Annotated in this window: 19 protein-coding genes; 12 read left to right on the forward strand and 7 right to left on the reverse strand. The window is 65.5% G+C overall.

Going from position 1 to position 17,920, the window contains the following annotated elements; genetic code table 11:
* Nucleotides 1-63 precede the first annotated feature (63 nt).
* The gene (locus tag ACF09C_RS30385) at nt 64-828 is read left to right on the forward strand and encodes an alpha/beta fold hydrolase (RefSeq protein ID WP_392096130.1); all 765 of its coding nucleotides are present in this window, start codon (nt 64-66) and stop codon (nt 826-828) included.
* Nucleotides 829-839: 11 nt separating this feature from the next.
* On the opposite strand, the gene ACF09C_RS30390 is transcribed toward ACF09C_RS30385, so the two are convergent.
* From ACF09C_RS30390 to ACF09C_RS30400, 3 genes are all read right to left on the reverse strand, one after another.
* Nucleotides 840-1,100 carry a hypothetical protein gene (locus ACF09C_RS30390; protein WP_392096132.1) on the reverse strand — a complete coding sequence of 87 codons (261 nt, stop codon included), beginning with the start codon at nt 1,098-1,100 and terminating at the stop codon, nt 840-842.
* 192 nt (nt 1,101-1,292) lie between these two features.
* Nucleotides 1,293-1,868 carry a hypothetical protein gene (locus ACF09C_RS30395; protein WP_392096134.1) on the reverse strand — a complete coding sequence of 192 codons (576 nt, stop codon included), beginning with the start codon at nt 1,866-1,868 and terminating at the stop codon, nt 1,293-1,295.
* Between the two features lie 222 nt (nt 1,869-2,090).
* Nucleotides 2,091-2,624 carry a DUF6221 family protein gene (locus ACF09C_RS30400; protein ID WP_392096135.1) on the reverse strand — a complete coding sequence of 178 codons (534 nt, stop codon included), beginning with the start codon at nt 2,622-2,624 and terminating at the stop codon, nt 2,091-2,093.
* A 250-nt stretch (nt 2,625-2,874) separates the two neighbouring features.
* Here ACF09C_RS30400 and ACF09C_RS30405 point away from each other — a divergent pair, with 250 nt between their 5' ends.
* Together ACF09C_RS30405 and ACF09C_RS30410 are read left to right on the forward strand one after the other, a co-directional pair.
* Nucleotides 2,875-3,633: a hypothetical protein gene (locus tag ACF09C_RS30405; protein ID WP_392096137.1), complete on the forward strand. Its 759-nt coding sequence runs from the start codon at nt 2,875-2,877 to the stop codon at nt 3,631-3,633.
* A gap of 8 nt (nt 3,634-3,641) precedes the next feature.
* Nucleotides 3,642-4,079 (forward strand): hypothetical protein, encoded by a 438-nt coding sequence (locus tag ACF09C_RS30410; protein WP_392096139.1) that lies wholly within the window; start codon nt 3,642-3,644, stop codon nt 4,077-4,079.
* 1,552 nt (nt 4,080-5,631) lie between these two features.
* Here ACF09C_RS30410 and ACF09C_RS30415 read toward each other — a convergent pair.
* The 3 genes from ACF09C_RS30415 to ACF09C_RS30425 form a co-directional block, all read right to left on the reverse strand.
* On the reverse strand, nt 5,632-6,855 hold the full coding sequence (locus ACF09C_RS30415; protein ID WP_392096141.1) for a NaeI family type II restriction endonuclease: 1,224 nt from the start codon (nt 6,853-6,855) through the stop codon (nt 5,632-5,634).
* 42 nt (nt 6,856-6,897) lie between these two features.
* Nucleotides 6,898-8,106 carry a restriction endonuclease gene (locus ACF09C_RS30420; RefSeq protein WP_392096143.1) on the reverse strand — a complete coding sequence of 403 codons (1,209 nt, stop codon included), beginning with the start codon at nt 8,104-8,106 and terminating at the stop codon, nt 6,898-6,900.
* A 407-nt stretch (nt 8,107-8,513) separates the two neighbouring features.
* Nucleotides 8,514-8,876, reverse strand: a complete 363-nt coding sequence (locus ACF09C_RS30425; RefSeq protein WP_392096144.1) for a DUF6009 family protein — start codon at nt 8,874-8,876, stop codon at nt 8,514-8,516.
* Between the two features lie 335 nt (nt 8,877-9,211).
* Here ACF09C_RS30425 and ACF09C_RS30430 point away from each other — a divergent pair, with 335 nt between their 5' ends.
* Nucleotides 9,212-9,616 (forward strand): hypothetical protein, encoded by a 405-nt coding sequence (locus tag ACF09C_RS30430; RefSeq protein ID WP_392096146.1) that lies wholly within the window; start codon nt 9,212-9,214, stop codon nt 9,614-9,616.
* Between the two features lie 33 nt (nt 9,617-9,649).
* Nucleotides 9,650-11,383 (forward strand): caspase domain-containing protein, encoded by a 1,734-nt coding sequence (locus ACF09C_RS30435; RefSeq protein WP_392096147.1) that lies wholly within the window; start codon nt 9,650-9,652, stop codon nt 11,381-11,383.
* A 156-nt stretch (nt 11,384-11,539) separates the two neighbouring features.
* On the opposite strand, the gene ACF09C_RS30440 is transcribed toward ACF09C_RS30435, so the two are convergent.
* Complete coding sequence (locus tag ACF09C_RS30440; protein ID WP_392096149.1) at nt 11,540-11,968, reverse strand: NUDIX hydrolase; 429 nt, start codon at nt 11,966-11,968, stop codon at nt 11,540-11,542.
* 57 nt (nt 11,969-12,025) lie between these two features.
* Here ACF09C_RS30440 and ACF09C_RS30445 point away from each other — a divergent pair, with 57 nt between their 5' ends.
* From ACF09C_RS30445 to ACF09C_RS30475, 7 genes are all read left to right on the forward strand, one after another.
* The gene (locus tag ACF09C_RS30445) at nt 12,026-12,805 is read left to right on the forward strand and encodes a GntR family transcriptional regulator (protein WP_392096151.1); all 780 of its coding nucleotides are present in this window, start codon (nt 12,026-12,028) and stop codon (nt 12,803-12,805) included.
* 618 nt (nt 12,806-13,423) lie between these two features.
* A complete protein-coding gene (locus tag ACF09C_RS30450; RefSeq protein WP_392096153.1) occupies nt 13,424-13,693 on the forward strand; it encodes a hypothetical protein in 270 nt (89 codons plus the stop codon).
* Entirely contained in the window at nt 13,690-13,878 is a 189-nt protein-coding gene (locus ACF09C_RS30455) for a hypothetical protein (RefSeq protein ID WP_392096154.1), read from the forward strand. The genes ACF09C_RS30450 and ACF09C_RS30455 overlap by 4 nt, the downstream gene beginning before the upstream one ends.
* Nucleotides 13,875-14,117, forward strand: coding sequence for a hypothetical protein (locus ACF09C_RS30460; protein ID WP_392096156.1), 243 nt, complete (start codon nt 13,875-13,877; stop codon nt 14,115-14,117). The genes ACF09C_RS30455 and ACF09C_RS30460 overlap by 4 nt, the downstream gene beginning before the upstream one ends.
* Nucleotides 14,114-15,310, forward strand: a complete 1,197-nt coding sequence (locus ACF09C_RS30465; protein ID WP_392096158.1) for a hypothetical protein — start codon at nt 14,114-14,116, stop codon at nt 15,308-15,310. The genes ACF09C_RS30460 and ACF09C_RS30465 overlap by 4 nt, the downstream gene beginning before the upstream one ends.
* 31 nt (nt 15,311-15,341) lie before the next feature.
* Nucleotides 15,342-15,527, forward strand: a complete 186-nt coding sequence (locus ACF09C_RS30470) for a hypothetical protein (protein WP_392096160.1) — start codon at nt 15,342-15,344, stop codon at nt 15,525-15,527.
* A 79-nt stretch (nt 15,528-15,606) separates the two neighbouring features.
* Nucleotides 15,607-17,859, forward strand: a complete 2,253-nt coding sequence (locus ACF09C_RS30475) for an FtsK/SpoIIIE domain-containing protein (protein ID WP_392096161.1) — start codon at nt 15,607-15,609, stop codon at nt 17,857-17,859.
* The last annotated feature ends 61 nt before the right edge of the window (nt 17,860-17,920 follow it).

Raw genomic sequence — 17,920 nt, forward strand, 5'->3', positions numbered from 1 at the left:
GCCCGGAGTACACCGTCAGGCACCCCACCCAGTCAACCGCCGCCGGCCGCATAGCATCCGGCCATGCGCAACTCCTTCTTCTCCAACGGACGCAACCTGTCGTATCTGGACTTCGGCGGCCCGGGCACACCGCTCCTGGCCCTGCACGGCCACTACAACGAGGCGTCCGCGTTCTCGCCCCTGGCCGAGGCGTTGGCGCCGCGCTGGCGGGTGATAGCACTCGACCAACGCGGGCACGGCGAGTCCGACCGCGCCGAGAGCTACGAGCGGAACGACTACGTCTCTGACATCGCAGCCTTCCACCACCATCTGGACATCGGCCCGGTGCCGCTCCTGGGCCACTCACTGGGCGGGGTCAACGCGTACCAGTACGCCGCCCGGCAGCCGGATCGGGTGAGCGCACTGATCGTCGAGGACATCGGCGCGGTGGTGGACTGCGACTGGTCCTTCACCCACCGCCTGCCCCACCACGCCGGCTCGCACCGAGACCTGGTGACGGCCCTGGGCGCGGCGGCCCCCTACCTGGCGTGCTCCTTCCGCCAGTCGGAGACCGGCTGGGGATTCTCGTTCGACAAGGAGGACACGGTGAGGTCCCAGAAGGCCCTGTGCGGCGACCACTGGCAGGACTGGACGTCGGTGACCTGCCCCACGCTCCTGATCCGCGGCACCCGCAGCGACGAACTGGATGCCGCCCACGCGAGAGAAATGATCACCCGCCACAAGGCCGGAGCCCACCTGGTGGAACTGAGCGCCGGCCACGTAGTCCACCACGACGCCCCAACCCAATTCGCCGCGGCTGTCGAGCACTTCCTCTCACCCACCCACTGACCGGCGGCCCGTCACCACCCGACCTGCGCCTCACCCAGGACCTGGCCCCCGATGCACGCGGCAAGCTTCTGGGCCCGGGCCAGGTCCCCGAACTTGTCCACGTGGACGAAGACGGTGTGATGCGCGGTCCAGTCGCCCCACTGAGCATCGCCTCCGTGAAAAACGACCTGAACCCCGTCGTACTTCGCCGACGGATACTGCTCCGACTCGCGCTCGTCGGGCCACACCCCATGCCAGGCGATGGCGGCCATACCCTCACCGAGCACCGCCACGAACCGCTCCTCCACGCTTCCCGCAGGAGCGTCCTCCAGCAGATACAGCGGCAGGTGCGGCTGCAGCGTCGCGTCGTCCGCAGCCTCGACATCGAGGTCGAACCAGAGGAACTCCCCAGCCGCAGGCCGTGGCCACTAGGTTGCCGTACACGAAGCCCGACCCACGGAACACCCGACGTCGCGCCGAATGAACTACTCAAGCGTGGCTATGTTGTTCTCGTCAATAATGACCGTGTACGAAAGATTGTCCTCCACCAGCACGGTCCCCTTCCCGTGATACTCCTCCTCCGTTCCGTCCGGTTGCGTAACGACAACCTTGACGACATAGTCGGCTTCAATCCCGGAAATCGCCGAGTTCAACTCGAAGAGACCCTCGGCATCCCGATTACTCTCGTCCATTTCGAGGACGAGGGGACCAACCCCGGCAATCGTGATCTCGTCGTACTCCGCGGTGGCCCCGTCCGGAAGAGAGCTGACAACATTCACTTCTATGACAGAATTCGGATTATCGACCGTGGTCACAACAGTAGTCGGGGACGATTCCGAACCTGAGCCTGACTTCGATTCCGCCACATAGACGAAACCGAAGATGGCCAGCATGTACGTCACGATGCTGACCACCAGGATGGCAACCCGAGGGAGCCGACCGATACTGCCTTCCAAGGTGATGTGGAACTGGGACGACCCCATGCTTGCGCCGCGCCCCACGATCCCTATCAAAAGAAGGAAGGTTGCGATGATAATCGCTGCTATCGGAAAGAATTCCATTTCCGAACCCGTCCCGGCAGGCCACGGCACCCGAAACGAGCGCGTGCAGCCGCACTAAAAGGGGGATCGCCTGTGCAGATCAGGCCGAACACGCCAAGACGTGGGCGTGTACATGCTCTACCTCTTCCATGCGACCACCAGGCAACTGCCGTTGCAACCCGGGCTTGTGGTGATGTCAGGCACGAACGAAGGCCCCCCGCCACGATAGGTTCGGCGCGGCCGTCACCCACCCGCCCGATTCCGCAAGGTCCAAGCGGTGTCATAGTCCACGTGATCGCGATAGGCCATCACCAACGCTCGAACCGCCTCGCGATGAGCGGCGCGCGCAGGGCCGACTGCGGCTTGCTCATACAGGTCAAGCACCATACGGCGAGCTTCGATGTTCGCCACGGCGGACATCGGCCCCCACGTAGCGATCTGCTCGGCAACATCCCGCAATGAACAGGCGACAACCAGCTCGCCGTGATCATCGACAACTCTCCGACTACGGGCCGGCCAGTGCCGCCAGTGCGTGACCCCCGCGGCTCCGGCGGTGTCCTCCTCCTCGTCGAGGCGCGCATGAAGGAAGGCGACCATCGGTTCGTGGTCGCTTACATCAGGATCTGCCGAGTACCTGCGCGGGCCGAGAGCCGGGTCATCGTCGGGGCAGTAGGTGAGCCAGCCGTTCTCGCCGCGAACCAGGATGCCGCCGCCGGGCGGCACGTAGGTCGCGCACAACTCGGCTGCGCACAGAGCACCGTACTTGTTGCTAGCCATGGCTCACCTTATGCAAAACCCCCCGCCGTGATCGGCGCGGGGCCTTCGTGCTGGCGGTCGCGGACGGTTTGGAACCGCCGACATCTGGTGCGCCGACGTTGCCCTCGGAGACTGCCGCCAGGACGCCAAGCGCACTGCGAGGTCCGTTGCTGCCCGCCCGCACCATCACTGGGGGTGGCGAACTGTCGCTGGCGGCTAGGATCTGACGTCGAGCCGAACATGCTTGACAGCAAGGGGAGTTGGGGGAGCCTTGGAGGCAGCACGAGTCTTCTTCGGGCTGGCAGCGCCGCTGGTCGTGTCCTGGGAGCGCAAGTGGTTCACAGCGCGGCCTGGAGCAGCCGTTGCGTTCACACTCGCCTACGGCGGCTACATCGTTGGTCCCTATCTCGACGGAGTGAAGTCCTGGGGTGCTCTGCTCTCCGCGGCGCTCCTGGCGCTGGGATTCACCCTGCTTCTCCGGTCGACATCCACGCCGTCTCTTGGCTTCTCCATCACAACTTCACTGATCTCGGGGACCACGAGTACCACCAAGCGGATTGGCGCCGCAGCCGTGACGGCCGGGGTGCTCTGGGGCGCATGGACCGCCTGGTCCACCGCCTCTCAGGTCGGCTCTGAGCTGCTGCGGAATGACACGGTCGCCGTGATGTTGTCGGCCATGCTCATCGCCGTCTTCGGTGGGGGTGCTCTGGTCAAGGCCGTGACCGACCCCGTGGTGGAGGAGGTCTACAGCCTGCCGGACGGCCCGAACAGAGAGTCGGCGTTGACGCTGATCCGAAGCGGCGGCAGAACCATCGGCCTCGTCGAACGCGGCCTGCTGTTCGCCTTTCTCGCCGCAGGTCAGCCTGAGGCCGCGGCCCTGGTACTGGCGGCCAAGGCGTTGGCGCGCGCTCCGGTGGACCACGTCAACCACGCGTCGAAGTACTTCCTCATCGGTACGCTGGCGAGCGTCATCGCAGCAATGGTCATGAGCGTGGCTGCACGCGCAGCAGTGGGGCTACCTGTCCTCTAGGAGGGTCTTTGGAGCTCAGGCAGCACCCTTTCGTTCGGGAACTGCTGGATCTGCACCTGCCACCGGCCGACTACGTAGTGGCCGGGAGCGGCCCGCTGCTCGCGCACGGCCTCAGACACGACGTGAGCGACCTTGACGTCGTGGCACGGGGAGACGCCTGGAAGATCGCGCTGCGGAACGCCGAAGCGAAGGTGCCACCCTCAGGTCACGGCTTGATGGTGGTGCTGTTCGGCGGCGACATCGAGATCTTCGACCGCTGGCTCCCCGGCGCACATGACACCGATGAGTTGATCGAATCCGCGCAGCTCGTGCAAGGGATTCCCTTCTGTCCCCTCTCTGAAGTCCTGGAGTGGAAGACAAGATCCAATCGAGAAAAAGACAAGAGGGACATCAAGCTCATTAACGATCACCTTGGCCGGCGATCCCCCGGCGTGCTGAATTGTTGATCACTGTCGCACAGCCCGTGAGTCCGTCCGAGCAGGCGATCCACCGCCACTCGATCGGTCGACCACACTCCCCCACGACCCGACCGGCCCCATCCCGGCCGTCGACCTCTACTGTCAAAGGCCCCCAGCCATGATCGGCTGGGGGCCTCTGCACTGGTGGGCGCGGACGGTTTCGAACCGCCGACATCTGCTTTGTAGGCCTGGCGTCGGGCGGCGAAGCATCCTCGCTGCTGTCTCTCTCCCCCCGGGCTGGAGCCACCGTGGCCGCATCGTCCATGTTGGTCGCTTCCGGCGTGGGTATAAGCCCTCAGATGTCTCAGAGCTGGGGGGCGTATGGGCGGGATGTTTGAGCAACTACCGGCACTACTGGGTGTAGTAGTGGGTGGCCTGATGTCTTATGCGGTTGGGGCACTTTCCGAACGCAGCCGTTGGCGCAGGCAGCAGGAAGTCCGCTGGGACTCTCAGCTCCTGCAGGCTTACAGCGACTACGGGTACGCGGTGAAGGAGTGCGCTTCGCGCTACCAACGGCTTGCCGCCCACCGTGGACTCACCAACCACCCGGCACCTCTTGAGCCGACCGAGGCGGAGTTGGAACATGCCGCGAATGCCGAAGGCCGGCGGGCGGCCACGGTCGAAAGCCTGAGCATCCTGACGAACGCGCAGACCGCTGAGGCGGTACAAAGGCTCAACAGGTGCGTCTGGCACCTTGAGTGGCTCGCACGTGGCCAGTTGGCCGGCAACCCTGCATCTTGGACTCTGGCCTTCAGTGAGTACCGGGCCGCACGGAACGAGTTCTACCAGCATGCTCGACGGAGCCTGCAGATAGCTGAGATGGGTCCCGTGCACGAGGCTCCTTGGCCTCCACCCTGGCGGCAGGTTCAGGAACCTTCTGAACCCTAGCCCGGGCCGGATCGGTCAACGATGGCCGCAGCAGCCGCTACCGAGCCCCGGAAGGCGCTATTGGACGCGGGCGCTTGCTGGGGTTGCGGTGCCTGGCTGCTGTACCAAAGGATCCAGACGAGGGGGGCCCACGGCATGTGCTGGAATCGCTGTTGCCCGGTGCCGACAAGGCGTCCGAGATAGCGCTGGCCCTCCTCCGCAGCGGCGTGCGCCACCTGCCGTGTGGGAGACAAGGCGCATCCGGCGGGCCGGCATGCCAGACTCCTCAAGCTCCGACTCAAGCGCACGCGGAAGCACGGAACGAGCAGTACAGCTCCTCAGCGAACATGACCGGCCGGTGCTCGCCGAGTGGGACAGACGTCAAAGGCCCCTCGCCATGATCGGCGAGGGGCCTTCGTGCTGGTGGGCGCGGACGGTTTCGAACCGCCGACATCTGCTTTGTAAGTTCGTCCAGCCACGATGCCGGCCTCCTGCCATTCGCAAAAGCAGGCACTGCATCAAGCACAACGAGCCACCCGTGGCGGTTCAGGTACATCGACGTTGCCGTCACATATTGCCGTCAGCGACCACCGCTCAGCGTTCAAGCCGACCGCCTTGAACGTCGCGTACGCGCGAGTCCCATGGTCCACCATGTCGCCGACGCCTTGGGCACCTACAAGGTGCCTTCAAAGCTAGAGCGGTGCTTCCAAGTGCTCTCTTGGCCGTCGGGAAGATCAGGCGCTGGGTGGGGTTCCGGATCCAACAGCTCACTCTCACGAGCACGCGCCCAGAACTGGCCGTCTAGCGAGAATTTCGGTCGCGGATCGTCAGACGAGACAGGGACGAGACGGGTGGAGATCCACTCGCCCTTGACTGGTGCCGGCAAACCAAGCGCGCGGGCAACGTGCGGGTGTGATCCTTGGTGGCCCAGCACGACGATGCCCTTCCCGCGCAAAGGCTTCCGTGTATCCCGGGCTCGCTTCGGCGAGTCGTCCTGCTGGCCGACGGTCAGCACGGTCTGTCGGCCGACGATCCTGTCCTGTACCTCGTAAAATAGCTGGTTGAGCCGCTGCTGACCCGATGAGGCCCGACCGGGCAGTGATGCGGTGAGGATCCGCTGGCGGGTCTCTGGATCCAGATGGCGCAGGAGGTTGGTCGGCAGATCCATCTGAAGCCCACCCCACAGCCAGTACACCTCGGACCTGGCGCTGTCGGAGAGCTTGCGCTTGTTATCCCGGTTGTACGCACGGACGAGGCCGCCGTTGGCATCCCGCTGCTTCTTCCAGCGCAGGCGCTCGTCCGTGATCCGCACTATGCCCGCGGCCCACTGGCTCGTGTCGTCGTTCATCCAGGTCACGAGTGCAGCATGGTTGGCACGACCGCTCCGTTCACCGTGATCGGCGCACAGATACATCTCCATCGGGATCTCCCAGCCGCCGAGGTCCTTGGAGAACTTGCAGTCGATGTCGAGACCGGCAATGGACCAGTCGAGGTCTGCACCGTTGTCGATGGCGAACTCCTTGGTGAGGTTCACCTCGACGGCCGTACCAAGATAGGTCTTCTCAGTCTTTGTCAGGTGCTGGTACGCCCAGCGTCCCGTCCTCTGGCCATCGAGCAGCTCGTCGAGGGAGTCGCGGAGGGCCCACCGGAAGCGTTCACGTGCCTGCGGCTGCTCGTCAAACCACTTCACGAACGGGGCAAGGTCAGCAGGAACGTGCTGCTTGAGGTCAGGCTGTAGCCGCCACTCGCGCGGCACTCTGCCCATGGGCTCGCGCGGGGTGTCCCAGGTGCGGAACGTGTTGCGGCGTGAGTGCATGGCTGCCAAGGCTCGCGACTCCTGCATGCCGGCCGCCTGTGCAACCTCCGGGGGGAAGGGCAGACCCTCTTGTATCGTCACACGCCGAAGTCTGGCATCAGCGCTTGATCGGCCGTCGATCAGCTACGGCTGAGGGAAGCTCTGCTTGAGCCACTCGCACACGGAGTCCGCGGTCGTTCGCCCGTGCTGCCGCAGTGCGTCGATGATGTCTCGTCCGCAGACCAGTGCGATCGGGTGGCCGTCTTCGTGGACTTCGTCTTGGACCTGCTTGTTGAAAAACGAGGTCGTGACCAAGACCCCGAAGTTCCGGTGCCGGATGCGAGAGATCAGCCTGGAGACCTCTCGTACTCCAACTGAGCTGTCGGCTGAGTAGCACTTGGCTTCAAGGGCGAAGTCGATCGCGATGGGATTCGCCACGGGGCCCAACACGTAGGTCCCTACTGCGTCCCGTCCGCCATCCCGGCTCGGACGGGTTAGGTCGACTGCTCCCGTACTCGGGGCGATGAGCCGCCAGATCGCCACTGCACATGCCTCAAAGTCGTGCTCATGGCCCCGGAAGTACTCGCGGATCTCTTCCAGCATGGCGCGGCCAGTGGGGTCGTCCGGAAGCTGGTTCGCTTTGGAGCGGATGACGGTGGTGGAAGGGGCCAACAAGGGCCGGTACACCCGGCTTTCGACCCAGGTCCGCCACACATCCGGACAGTCACCACCCAACGCCCCCCGTCCTTCGAGGAGCTGCTGAATCCAGCTACGAGAGATCAGGTTGTGGTCGAGGACCGTGAAGAAGGAACGGTAGTTCTGGAACCGCTTGTCCCCGGTCGCCCGCCAGATTGCAGCCAGCTCTTCGTCCGAGGTCACGGCCGGCCCTCCGGGGGCCAACAGGCCGCGGAACCTGACCGACCGTCCTGATGTACCCGCCTTCTCGAACAGGAAGAAGGGCGGCACCGTAGCCCGCTCGGCGGGGGCTCCGTGGGATGCCTTGAAGGCATCCCGCATTAGGGCGTTGCCCGACCGCGGAGTCTCGTGCAGCTCCTGCCCTGGCCGCTTGTTGTCTCCGTAGTAGGTGAAGGTACCCGTCTGCACATCAAGGTGATCGGGCCAGTCCACGTCGTCGCCGCTGGTGTACAGCACCACCAGGCGTACCGTGCCCTTGGCTGGCGAGCCGGCGTACCGGAAGCCGCCCTGGTTACCAACGCCCTTTATCAACTTGGAAACTGGGTCATCGCCACTGTTGCCCTTCGTCCCACCAGCATAGAGCCGGTCAACCACAAGATCGGCGGAAGCCAGGTCGGCGAACGCTACGTGGGACTCGGGAGCCATGGGAGCAGTCATGCCCCATGGTGTACCAGCACGACCTGACATCCCGCGTGTGTAGCCTCGACCCTGTGACCAAGTGCTTAGAAGGGACTTGGCCGAAGCGGCGCCCCCGGGCCGCTGACCTGCCACTTCAGCGCTTCCCGATGGGGGCTCTGGCAGTCTTCCCCGCGCATTCACCGGAGGGCCTGCTTCCGGGGTGCTGGTAGAGCATGTGCCAACTAGTTTCTGAAATATCGCGACTCAAGCGACTCAACGCGTCTCAGTGCAGGTCAGAGGGGGTGTCCACGAGACGACCATCGCGACTCACCGTGTCTCAGATCGGGACTCAGCACGCAACGCAGAAGAGACCACCGCGCGCGGCCGTGGTCTCTTCTCGACTGCACCGGCAGCCGCCGTCGTGGTGGCCGACCCCGGATGCCTATTCAGTCGGGCAGCGGACCACCCCAAGCACGCTCGGTCAGCTCGCCCAGGACTCCTGGCGCGACCGTCCGCGGGTCGACGGCCTCACTGGGCGCGGACGTCTTGTACGTGCCGTCGGGCTGCTCGGATCGGTCGTAGGCCTTCACCCAGAACACCCGGCGGACGAACCTGCCGGTGTCTCCGCTCGGCGCATCCGACTTGAGCACGGAGTAGCCCACCCTCCTGCCCGCCCCGTTCCACCCCACCGGCTTCTGCCGGGTCGTGGACAAGCGAGCCACGGTCTGGCGGACGTAGTCGAAGTCACCCACGTCCTCGGTCCAGACGATCTGTTCCTCGTGCTCCAAGGCGGCACGATCCTCCAGCACAGTTCCTCCTGGCCTCGACACAGTTGCCTCGCCGGCGAGCCTCCCCACGCCCCTCAAGCCGCATGCCTGAGACATCAGTCCGATGCCTTCATGAACTCGCGGAAGGCAACGTGCCACCTGGTGAGGCGGAGGTGGCGAGCGCCTTCCGCCGGCCTCGGTGTAGGGCCTCCGCATGGCCAGGAAGCAGGCGCTGAAGCAGCTTGGGCAAGGTGCGTTGGGGACCCACCGACGTCACACACCCCCTGCCGCACCTAGTGTCATCGCTTTGCCCGTCGGCAAGCCCCCTGCCGCAGTAGGGTGTTGATGTCTCGGGAAGATGGATGAGGGGTAAGGCCGTGGATCGCACCTCGACGCACGAAATCTGGGTTCAGCTTGAAGGCGCTGCCGACAGCGATCAGGAGGAGCTCGAAGCTCTCACGCTTGAGCTGCGGGAGCATCTACTGGAATTCGAGGTAGAGCGAGCCGAACTTGCTCGCCAAGCAGTTGCACCTGATGGCACCAAAGTAGCTGGAGCCCTGACGGTAGGGGCGGTGGTGCTTACGGTGGGACTCTCGCTTCTCCCTAAAGTCCTGGACGTGATCAAGGTGTGGATTGAGAACCGTCCCGTTCGGACTGCGATCGTTACGATCGGCGAGGACAGCATTGAGGTGGAGGCTCTGTCCTCCGCCGATCAACGACGCCTGATCGATTCCTTCATCGCCTCCCACGGGGTGTCACCCCAGAACGATGCATCAGCCTGATTTTCGAACGCTCAAGCAAGAGGTGAGGTCTGAATGCTGGGGGGACGTTTCGCCCTTCTCATAGCTGCGAGCACTTTCAGCAATGAAGGTCTTCAGCAGCTGCGCTCGCCGGCTCGTGATGTCGAAGGATTGGCCGCAGTTCTAACAGATCCAAAAATTGGCGACTTCGACGTGGCAACGTCGGTTGACCAGCAGCAACATCAGGTCACGCGTGCGATCGAGTCCTTCTTTCGCGGAAAAGGGAGAGAGGATCTACTCCTTCTGCATATTTCGTCCCACGGACTCAAGGCCGATCATGGGGAACTGTACTTCGCCACACAGGATACTGATCGCGATCTACTTGCCTCTACCGCAATTTCTGCAGCCTTTCTCCATTCTCAGATGAGTCGCTGCCGAGCTAAGTCGATAGTCGTGCTGCTCGACTGTTGCTATAGCGGAGCTTTCCTTCAGGGAGCGAAGGGGGACTCATCTATTCACGTCAATGATGAGTTGGCTGGACATGGTCGCGTTGTGCTGACGGCGACAAATCGGACTGAATATGCCTGGGAGGGTGACAGTCTTAGTGAGCTTGATCCGGAGCAATCGCATTTCACTGGCGCCATCATCGAGGGCCTAGCGTCAGGAGAAGCGGACCTTGACCGAGACGGAAAGATTTCGGTCGGGGAGCTCTATGACTACGTCTACAGCCATGTTAGGGCGAAGAATAAGATGCAGAGCCCGCAGATGTGGGCATCCGTTGAGTATCAGGTCGTGGTTGCCAGGTCGCCGTTTGCTGAAGACTCGCCTCCGGAAACCTCGACCAAGACTGAGAGCGCGGTCGATCTGTCGCTGGTTCCAGCTGTGACTGTGGAGTCGCCGCCAATCGAATCCCCGGATCTCATCCATCGCCAAAATTCCGTAGCGCAACTGAAGCGAGCCTTGCCTGACCCTGTGCGCAGAATCGAAGTCTTCGATTTGATCGATAATGCAGTGTCAGGTGTGATTGAAAGCTCGAGTTTGAAAGAGCGCCCGCTCGGCGGTCCAGTATTCGCCAGTAATCTAAAGGGTTATCGGGCTGACAGTGATCTGCTTCTTCACATGCTTGCCGCTGGTGTTTTTCACGACGATGGGGCTCACGATAACATCTGGGTTCGGGTCATCGAGCGGCTTAGCAGGATCCGCGACAATAATCTCCAGGCATTCAATGACGCGCTGGAGCACTTGCGTCTGTATCCGGCACTACTCGCAGCTTGGTCGATGGGGATCGCGGCCGTTCTCGGGCGTCGCGATCGGTTGCTTGGCCTCATCCTCACAAAGCCGTCATTCAAGCCTCCTTTCAATAGTCAGCGACGCCAGGTGCCCGCCTATTACCTGAATCCACTCCGAGTGGTCGCTGCGGAGCCTCTGAACAATATTTGTCACTCGGAGTCCGGTGCTCGATATATCTACCCGCAAAGTCACTACCTCCGTGAAGAGTTGCGGGAGCCGTTTCGAGCTATCGAGCCTGACGACACCGCCTACCTGGAAGCCTGTAATCGCTTCGAGTTCCTGGCCTCGCTAATCGCAATGGATTCTGAGCCCGCATCCCTCGCCTCCCCTTGGTCGGGGGAGTTCTTGCTGGATTCCAACTGGGGGCATGATGAATTTGGGCTGGCGGGAGAGATCGCGGGAGAGATTAACTCGTCCTGGCCTCTGCTTGAAGCGGGCGCATTCGGTTCTGATTACGACCGAGCCAAGAAGGCATTCGAAGCGCTAGCAGATTACCGATCTAAGCACCCTAGATGGTGATTGCGATTCACCCGCCGTGGGCCCCTGTTTATGAATGATGTACAGGTGTGGTGTGCACCCTCGCCCGAGGCGTGAGCGCAGCTGGAGCAGGCGAGGCAGCGAGGGCAGGGAAGTCGGGTGGGCCCGAAGGCGTTTGGCTACTTCTGGCTCATGTGTTTAGGCGGTCTCTAGTAGATGCCGGCCATCGTGGACACGGACATGCGGAGCCGCGGCCTCGTCCAAAGCGTCCAGGATCCTTACTGCGTAGACCTCGCTCATGCGTTCCCCGACTTCGTCTCGTGTGAGCCACTCGACGGCGGTCGACTCGGAGGATGTCGTCTCTTCACCGCCCGTCGGCCGGCATCGGAAGACGAGGGCGACGACACCTCTCATCATGTTCTTGTAGACCCCGGTCAGACGCTCGACCTCAACGCGCATGCCGGTCTCTTCGAACACTTCCCGGGCTGCGCCTTGCTCGGGCTGTTCGTCCAGTTCGAGCACCCCTCCAGGGGGCTCCCAGGTGCCGTTGTCCGCGCGCCGGATCGCGAGGATGCGGCCGTCTTCCCGCACCACCACTCCAGCTACCGACACCGAGTGCAGCGGCATAGTTGCGCCCTCCAGTAGCGTTGCTTATGTACAGGAGTTTAGGAGGAACTGAAGGACATGGCATCCACCCCCGCGCGGGACTCCGGAAAGCCGCGGTATCTCCAGATCGCCGATGATCTCGTCCAGCAGATCAAGGAGGCTGTGCTTGAGCCCGGTGAGCAGGTACCGAGCGAGTCGGACCTCATGAAGAAGTACGCGGCCTCGCAGGGCACCGTACGGAAGGCGATGGCCGAGCTTCGAGCCACGGGCCTCATTGACACCCTCCACGGCAAGGGCTCCTTCGTGAAGCGCCGGCCACCGGTCCGCCGGAAGTCGTCCGATCGGTTCAGGAGGGCCCACCGTACGGCCGGCAAGGCCGCCTACCTGGCCGAGGCCGAGCAGTCCGGCAGCAAGCCCAGCGTCAGCGTGCTGTATGTCGGCCCGGTCGACGCCCCGACGGATATCGCCGAACGGCTGTCGGTCCCCACCGGCTCCAAGGTCCTCGCTCGGCGTCGCCTGTACTTCAGTGACGGCGTCCCGACCGAGGAGGCGATCTCCTACCTGCCGTGGGATGTCGCCAAGGACATCCCGCAACTCTTCGAGGAGAACCCGGGTGGCGGAGGAATCTACGCACGCCTGGAGGAACACGGTCACTCGCTGGTCGAGTTCACTGAAACGGTCCGCGTGCGTCTCGCCACCAAGCAGGAAGTCGCAGCCCTGAGCCTCAGCCCCGGTTCACCCGTCATCCACCTGACCCGGAACGCTGAATCCTCGAATGGCCGAGTAGTAGAGGTCTGCGACACCTTCATGGCCGCTGACCAGTTCGTTCTCGAGTACCGCATCCCCGCCGGTGACTGAAAACAGGCAACTCTGAGCCCAACCCGCCGCGCCACGGACGCGCGGCGGGTTGACTCATGTGCAGGAGTTGGCCACTCTTATGCACATCACTCCTGCACATGAGTGCAGGAGTGTAGGAGTTACCTATGACGCCCGGAGGGCCCTCGAAAGGGGCTCGATGGAAGCGCCAGTCGCGGTTGAGAACTGAACAGCGGACACACAGAACGACAGGCAACTGCGACAAGCTGCAGGCCCTGCCGCACGAACAGCCAGCACCTTGCTCCGGGTCGCCCTCTAGGTCGGCCGAGGGGTCCTCTACGTGCGGTGAGACAAGGGCAGAGATCGCGACGTGCACGACTCACCATGTCCGCTCCCGAAGGGGTCGAAATGAAGCGACGAAGACCCGCGGCGGAGCTCTCGCCCGACCAGAGAGAGCGGCCACGCCACTGCGTCACCTGACACCGCGGCCGCTCGGCTGCGGCCGGTTGCCTCCCCTGCCCGTCCGGCCCTGTTCGCGGGTGCCGTACGGGCGGGGTTGAGGGGAGCCGGAGATTCCTGGTTCTGACGGCGAGAGGCCCCGGAGTTGCACCTCCGGGGCCTCGGTTCGGGCCGTCCCACCCGTGAGAGGAAGTACGACCCATGAACGTGATCGTTGCTGGTCAGAGGATCGTTACGCAGACCGAGCTGATCGAGGCCGCGCTCGGCTTCGACGCCGAGCCGGGCGGGGCGCTGGAGTTCGACTCGGCGGCCGGCCAGGACGCGCTGCGCGACATCGTGACCGTCCTGGAGGCGGAGGCCGCGGGCGAGGTCGACGCCGAGGACATCGTGCACTACCGGGGCCTGCTCGGCGCCCGGGTCCTGGCCTTCCCCCGCGGCTTCGGCCTCGGCTTCGAGCGGGGTGCCGCGTGAGCCGCCTCGTGTTCTGGGCCTTGATGGCCCTTTGCCTGGCCGTCGAAATCTGGGGTCTGGTCATCGACAACCGGGACGTCCACTACATCGGGGCCATCGCCGGATGCGGAGTGATCGGCGTCAGCCGCCTCCTCTACCGCGCCGCCCGGCACGAGGAGTTCGCCGAGGCAGGTGAAGAGCAGTGAAGACGCTCGCCCAGGTCCTGCTGTTCGTGCTGACCGTCCTGGAGCTCTCGCTCGGTCTGCTGGCCGGGACGGTCGCGCTCCTGAGTCTGATCACGGAGACGATCGCCCGCGCGGTCGCCGGGCTCGACGAGCGGTTCGCCCGCCGCTTCCGGCTGACCCGGGTCTCGCCCCGGTTCCGTACCGAACTCGCTGACGTCCTGTCGGGGATCGCGTCCCCGACCTGTGGGGGGACCCGATGAGCTCGTACCGCGAAGAGCGCCGCGCCGACCAGGCCGCCGCCCGCGAACAGGACCGTGAAGACCGTCGCCTGCAGTTCGAGGCGAGCCTGAAGGCCGAGCAGATCCGGGCGGAGGAGAAGCGCCGCGATGCCGACGCCCGCCGACGCCAGGAGCAGGCCGACAAGAAGGCCCGCACGGCGGAGACGCAGGCGAAGAAGGCCGCGGCCGCCGCCAAGCGCGCCAAGCTTCTCCGCTGGCTCAGGACCAACCCCGCGACCTTGTTCGTCGGGTTCGTGATGGTCGCCTCGATCGTCCCGGCCGTCCTCTCCCAGATCGGCGCGCTCACGGGTGCGACGGTGGCCGCGCCGATGGCCGGCCTGCTCGCCGCGATGCTGGAGGGCGGCGCGTGGGCGATCACGTTCATGGGCAAGCAGGCCGAGGATGCGGGCCGGGAGCCGAGGAAGTACCGGATCGGCACCTGGGCCGTCGCCGTGGTGGCGGCCGCGGTGAACTTCTGGCACGGCCTGGAGGCGTACGGCGACCATCCGTGGGTGGCGTTCGTCCTCGGCGCCAGCTCGCTGTTCGCGATCTACATCTGGGACCTGAAGACCCACGGCTCCCACGGCAAGACCCGCGCCCAGCGCCGCGAGGACAAGGCCCGCACCGCGCACGTCGCCGCGCGCCGCAAGCACCACAAGGCGATCGTCGAGCAGGCGGTAAAGCTCCAGTCCGCGCTCCCGTACGGGGCGTTGGATGACGAGCAGGCGTTCGCGGCCGCGTGGCGGATCCACACCGGCGCCGAGCCTGGCCTGTCGGCCGAGCTGTACGCGACCGCGACGAACGCGGTGCTTCAGCTCGGGGCCGCGTTCGAGCTCGGCGACAACGTCCGCGACGAGCTGCTGGAGACGGGCTTCAAGGCCGCCCGCTTGAACCCGCTGGCGGAGCTCGCTCAGGCGCCCGAATCCCAAGCGGGAATTGGGCCGAAACCTCCCGAGAAGTCCGCCGAGCCTTCGCGCCGGGACGCCCCGGTGGGGCGGTCCGAAGACGAGTTGAAGGAGCTCCTGCCGGACGCGCTCGCGGCCGCCGCTGAGCTTGTCGCCGAGGGCCGTCAGATCTCCGCCACGGGGATCGCGAAGAAGCTCCAGATCCGCCGCGAGGACGCGCTGAAGCTCCGCGACCTCGTCGTCGAACAGCGCCGCCTGCACGTCGCCTGACCCACCCCAACGCGCTCAAGGAGGGCCTGTCATGGGTCTGTTCAGCCGCTCCAACGCCGGCCAGCCCGAGACCGTCGCCGACGACCAGGGCACCGTCTGGCACCGCTCGGACGCGATGGCTCCCCGCAAGGGCGAGGCCGTCTACGTCCCGGAGACCGACGACTACTGGGCGCTGACGCCCACCGAGATCGACAACGAGTTCGGCCGCCGCGCCTGACCATCCCTGAACGCGGGGCCCGGCCCTCGCCTGGCAGCACCGGCCGGGCCCCGCTACCTCACCAGGAGGCACCGTCAGCATGACCGAGCACATCACCGAACCCAACCCCACCCCGCACAACCCCGAGGGCGCGACCGTCACCTACCTTCACCCCCAGGTCCAGTGGATCGAGTCGGGCGACGACGAGGACGAGGAGGGCCAGGCGCCGGCCGCTGGTCCGGCGGATCGGACCGTGGTCCTGGAGACCGCCCGCGTCATCCTCGACAAGCCCCTCACCCCGACCCCCGTCGAGCCGGTCGAGAAGACCGTGGACCTGGACGCGTTCGATGACGCTCCGCTGATCCCGGCGTGGATGCACTCGCCCGAGGGATGGGCCGCGTGGGCCGGGGTCTTCTACCGGGCCCGCCGGCGGGGCTTCCGCCGCTGGGTCCGCCGCCAGCCCACCCAGCACGGCCACGTCCGCCAGTTCGGCCGCGGCGCCCGCCGGATGCACGAGTGGGTCGTCGGGTTCGAAGGCGTCCGCGTCCAGTCCGCCTCCCACACTGCCCACATCCTCACCCGTGAGGCACGCCTTGCCGCCCGGCACGCCCGCTTCACCCCGCGCATCCTCGGCACGAAGAAGGAACTGGCGATGAAGGCGGCGGAGAAGGCCACCAAGGCCGCCGAAGAGGCGGTACTCCTGCACAAGAAGGCGAAGAAGGACCGCAACCGGGCCAGGAACCTGCGGGCCGGTGTCGTCTACGGCCCGCCGCTCGCCGCGATCGGCTCCGGGTACGCCTACGGCGGCGGTCTCGGTGCGACCGCCGCAGCGCTCGCCACCTTCGCCGGCGGCGCGTTCGCCGGGCGCAAGCACTACGAGGAGGACGCGGACTGGACGAGTGAGTGGCGCTCGCTCGGCGACGGCGACCGGATGACGGCCCCGATGCTTGACCAGGCTTTCCGGGCCGCGAAGGTCATCGGCTCCGACGAGACCCTGCGCGTGGTCCAGATGCCGATGATCGACACCCGCGGCGCCTGGACGGCCGTCCTCGACCTTCCGCCCGGTATCCCGGCCAAGCGCGCGATCCGCGCGACCGACGAACTGGCCGCCGCGTTCGGCGTGGAGGAGGCCCAGGTCTCCCTCGCGAAGAAGGGCCGGTCCGGTCGCGTCGAGCTCTACGTCTCGCGCGACCTGCCGTTCACCGACAAGGCCAAGCCCGGGCCGCTCCTCGCCCTGGAGGCGGCCGCCAACTTCTGGGGCCCGATCTCCATCGGCCCCGATGTCCGCGGACTCGCGATCTCCATCAGCGTGGTGGAGCGCTCCGGCCTGGTCGGCGGTGAGCCGGGCGCGGGCAAGTCGGCCTCGGGCAACACGATCCTGCTCGCGGCCGCGCTCGACCCGCGCGTGATCCTCTGGCTTGCCGACGGCAAGGGCGGCGGCGACCTGGAGCCGTTCGAGCCGCTGTGCGAGGCCTTCGAGGGAGACGCCGACCCCGAGGCGTTCTACAACATGCTCCTCGACCTCATCAAGGACATGAAGCTGCGGTACGCACTGCTGAAGAAGCTCGGGAAGCGCAAGGTCACCGAGGAGCTCGCGAACAAGCACCCGGAGCTGCGCCAGCTCCTGCTCTGGGTCGACGAGCTGATGTTCTACACGACGGATGAGGAGTACGGGAAGAAGATCACCAAGGCCCTCCGCAACCTCGTCTCGCGGGGCCGTGCAGCGGGCATCGTGACCTTCTGCGCCACCCAGAAGCCCGGCTCCGACGTCGTCGACACCTCGCTGCGTGACCTGCTCTCCATCCGGTGGGCGCTGCGCTGCACCACCCCCGAGGCGTCCGACACGATCCTCGGCAAGGGCGCCGCCGCCTCCGGCTACTCCGCCAAGACGATCCAGGCCGAGATGCGGGGCGCCGGCTACCTGTGGGCCGAGGGCACCAACCCGACCATGGTCCGCGCCGACTACTACACCGACGAGCAGGTCAACACCCTCCTGGAGCGCGCCACCGCGTGGCGCCGCCAGGCCGGGACCCTGCCGAGCGGACCGGTCGGACTCTCCGAGCAGCTCCTTAAGCTCGGCGACGAGGACGCGGCGATCCTCGCCCACGTCCTGGACGCCTTCCGTCACGACACCCCCGAGATGACCACCGACTGGCTGCCCGGCCAGGTGCTCCTGGACCACCTGAAGACGCGGGGCCTGACGGTCACGGCCGAGCGCCTGGGCGGTCTCGTCGTCCGCACGGACGACGAGAAGGCCAAGCGCCCGTGGGGCGAGAAGGGCTCCCGTCTCTCCGGCTACCCGCTCGGCCGCGTCGAGGCCACGATCACCGCCCGATTCGGGCTCACCGCCTGATTCCAACCCGGACACAACCCGGACGGATGCCCGGATTGACCCGGATTACCCCCGGGCGATC

It is taken from the genome of Streptomyces sp. NPDC014870 (assembly GCF_043081505.1).
GTDB lineage: Bacteria > Actinomycetota > Actinomycetes > Streptomycetales > Streptomycetaceae > Streptomyces.

Bases quoted from the DNA above. Each gene is read 5' to 3' on its own strand.
- ACF09C_RS30385 (WP_392096130.1), top strand. From the start codon at position 64: ATGCGCAACTCCTTCTTCTCCAACGGACGCAACCTGTCGTATCTGGAC.
- ACF09C_RS30395 (WP_392096134.1), bottom strand. From the start codon at position 1,868: ATGGAATTCTTTCCGATAGCAGCGATTATCATCGCAACCTTCCTTCTT.
- ACF09C_RS30400 (WP_392096135.1), bottom strand. From the start codon at position 2,624: ATGGCTAGCAACAAGTACGGTGCTCTGTGCGCAGCCGAGTTGTGCGCG.
- ACF09C_RS30420 (WP_392096143.1), bottom strand. From the start codon at position 8,106: ATGACTGCTCCCATGGCTCCCGAGTCCCACGTAGCGTTCGCCGACCTG.
- ACF09C_RS30435 (WP_392096147.1), top strand. From the start codon at position 9,650: ATGCTGGGGGGACGTTTCGCCCTTCTCATAGCTGCGAGCACTTTCAGC.
- ACF09C_RS30440 (WP_392096149.1), bottom strand. From the start codon at position 11,968: ATGCCGCTGCACTCGGTGTCGGTAGCTGGAGTGGTGGTGCGGGAAGAC.
- ACF09C_RS30445 (WP_392096151.1), top strand. From the start codon at position 12,026: ATGGCATCCACCCCCGCGCGGGACTCCGGAAAGCCGCGGTATCTCCAG.
- ACF09C_RS30450 (WP_392096153.1), top strand. From the start codon at position 13,424: ATGAACGTGATCGTTGCTGGTCAGAGGATCGTTACGCAGACCGAGCTG.
- ACF09C_RS30465 (WP_392096158.1), top strand. From the start codon at position 14,114: ATGAGCTCGTACCGCGAAGAGCGCCGCGCCGACCAGGCCGCCGCCCGC.
- ACF09C_RS30470 (WP_392096160.1), top strand. From the start codon at position 15,342: ATGGGTCTGTTCAGCCGCTCCAACGCCGGCCAGCCCGAGACCGTCGCC.
- ACF09C_RS30475 (WP_392096161.1), top strand. From the start codon at position 15,607: ATGACCGAGCACATCACCGAACCCAACCCCACCCCGCACAACCCCGAG.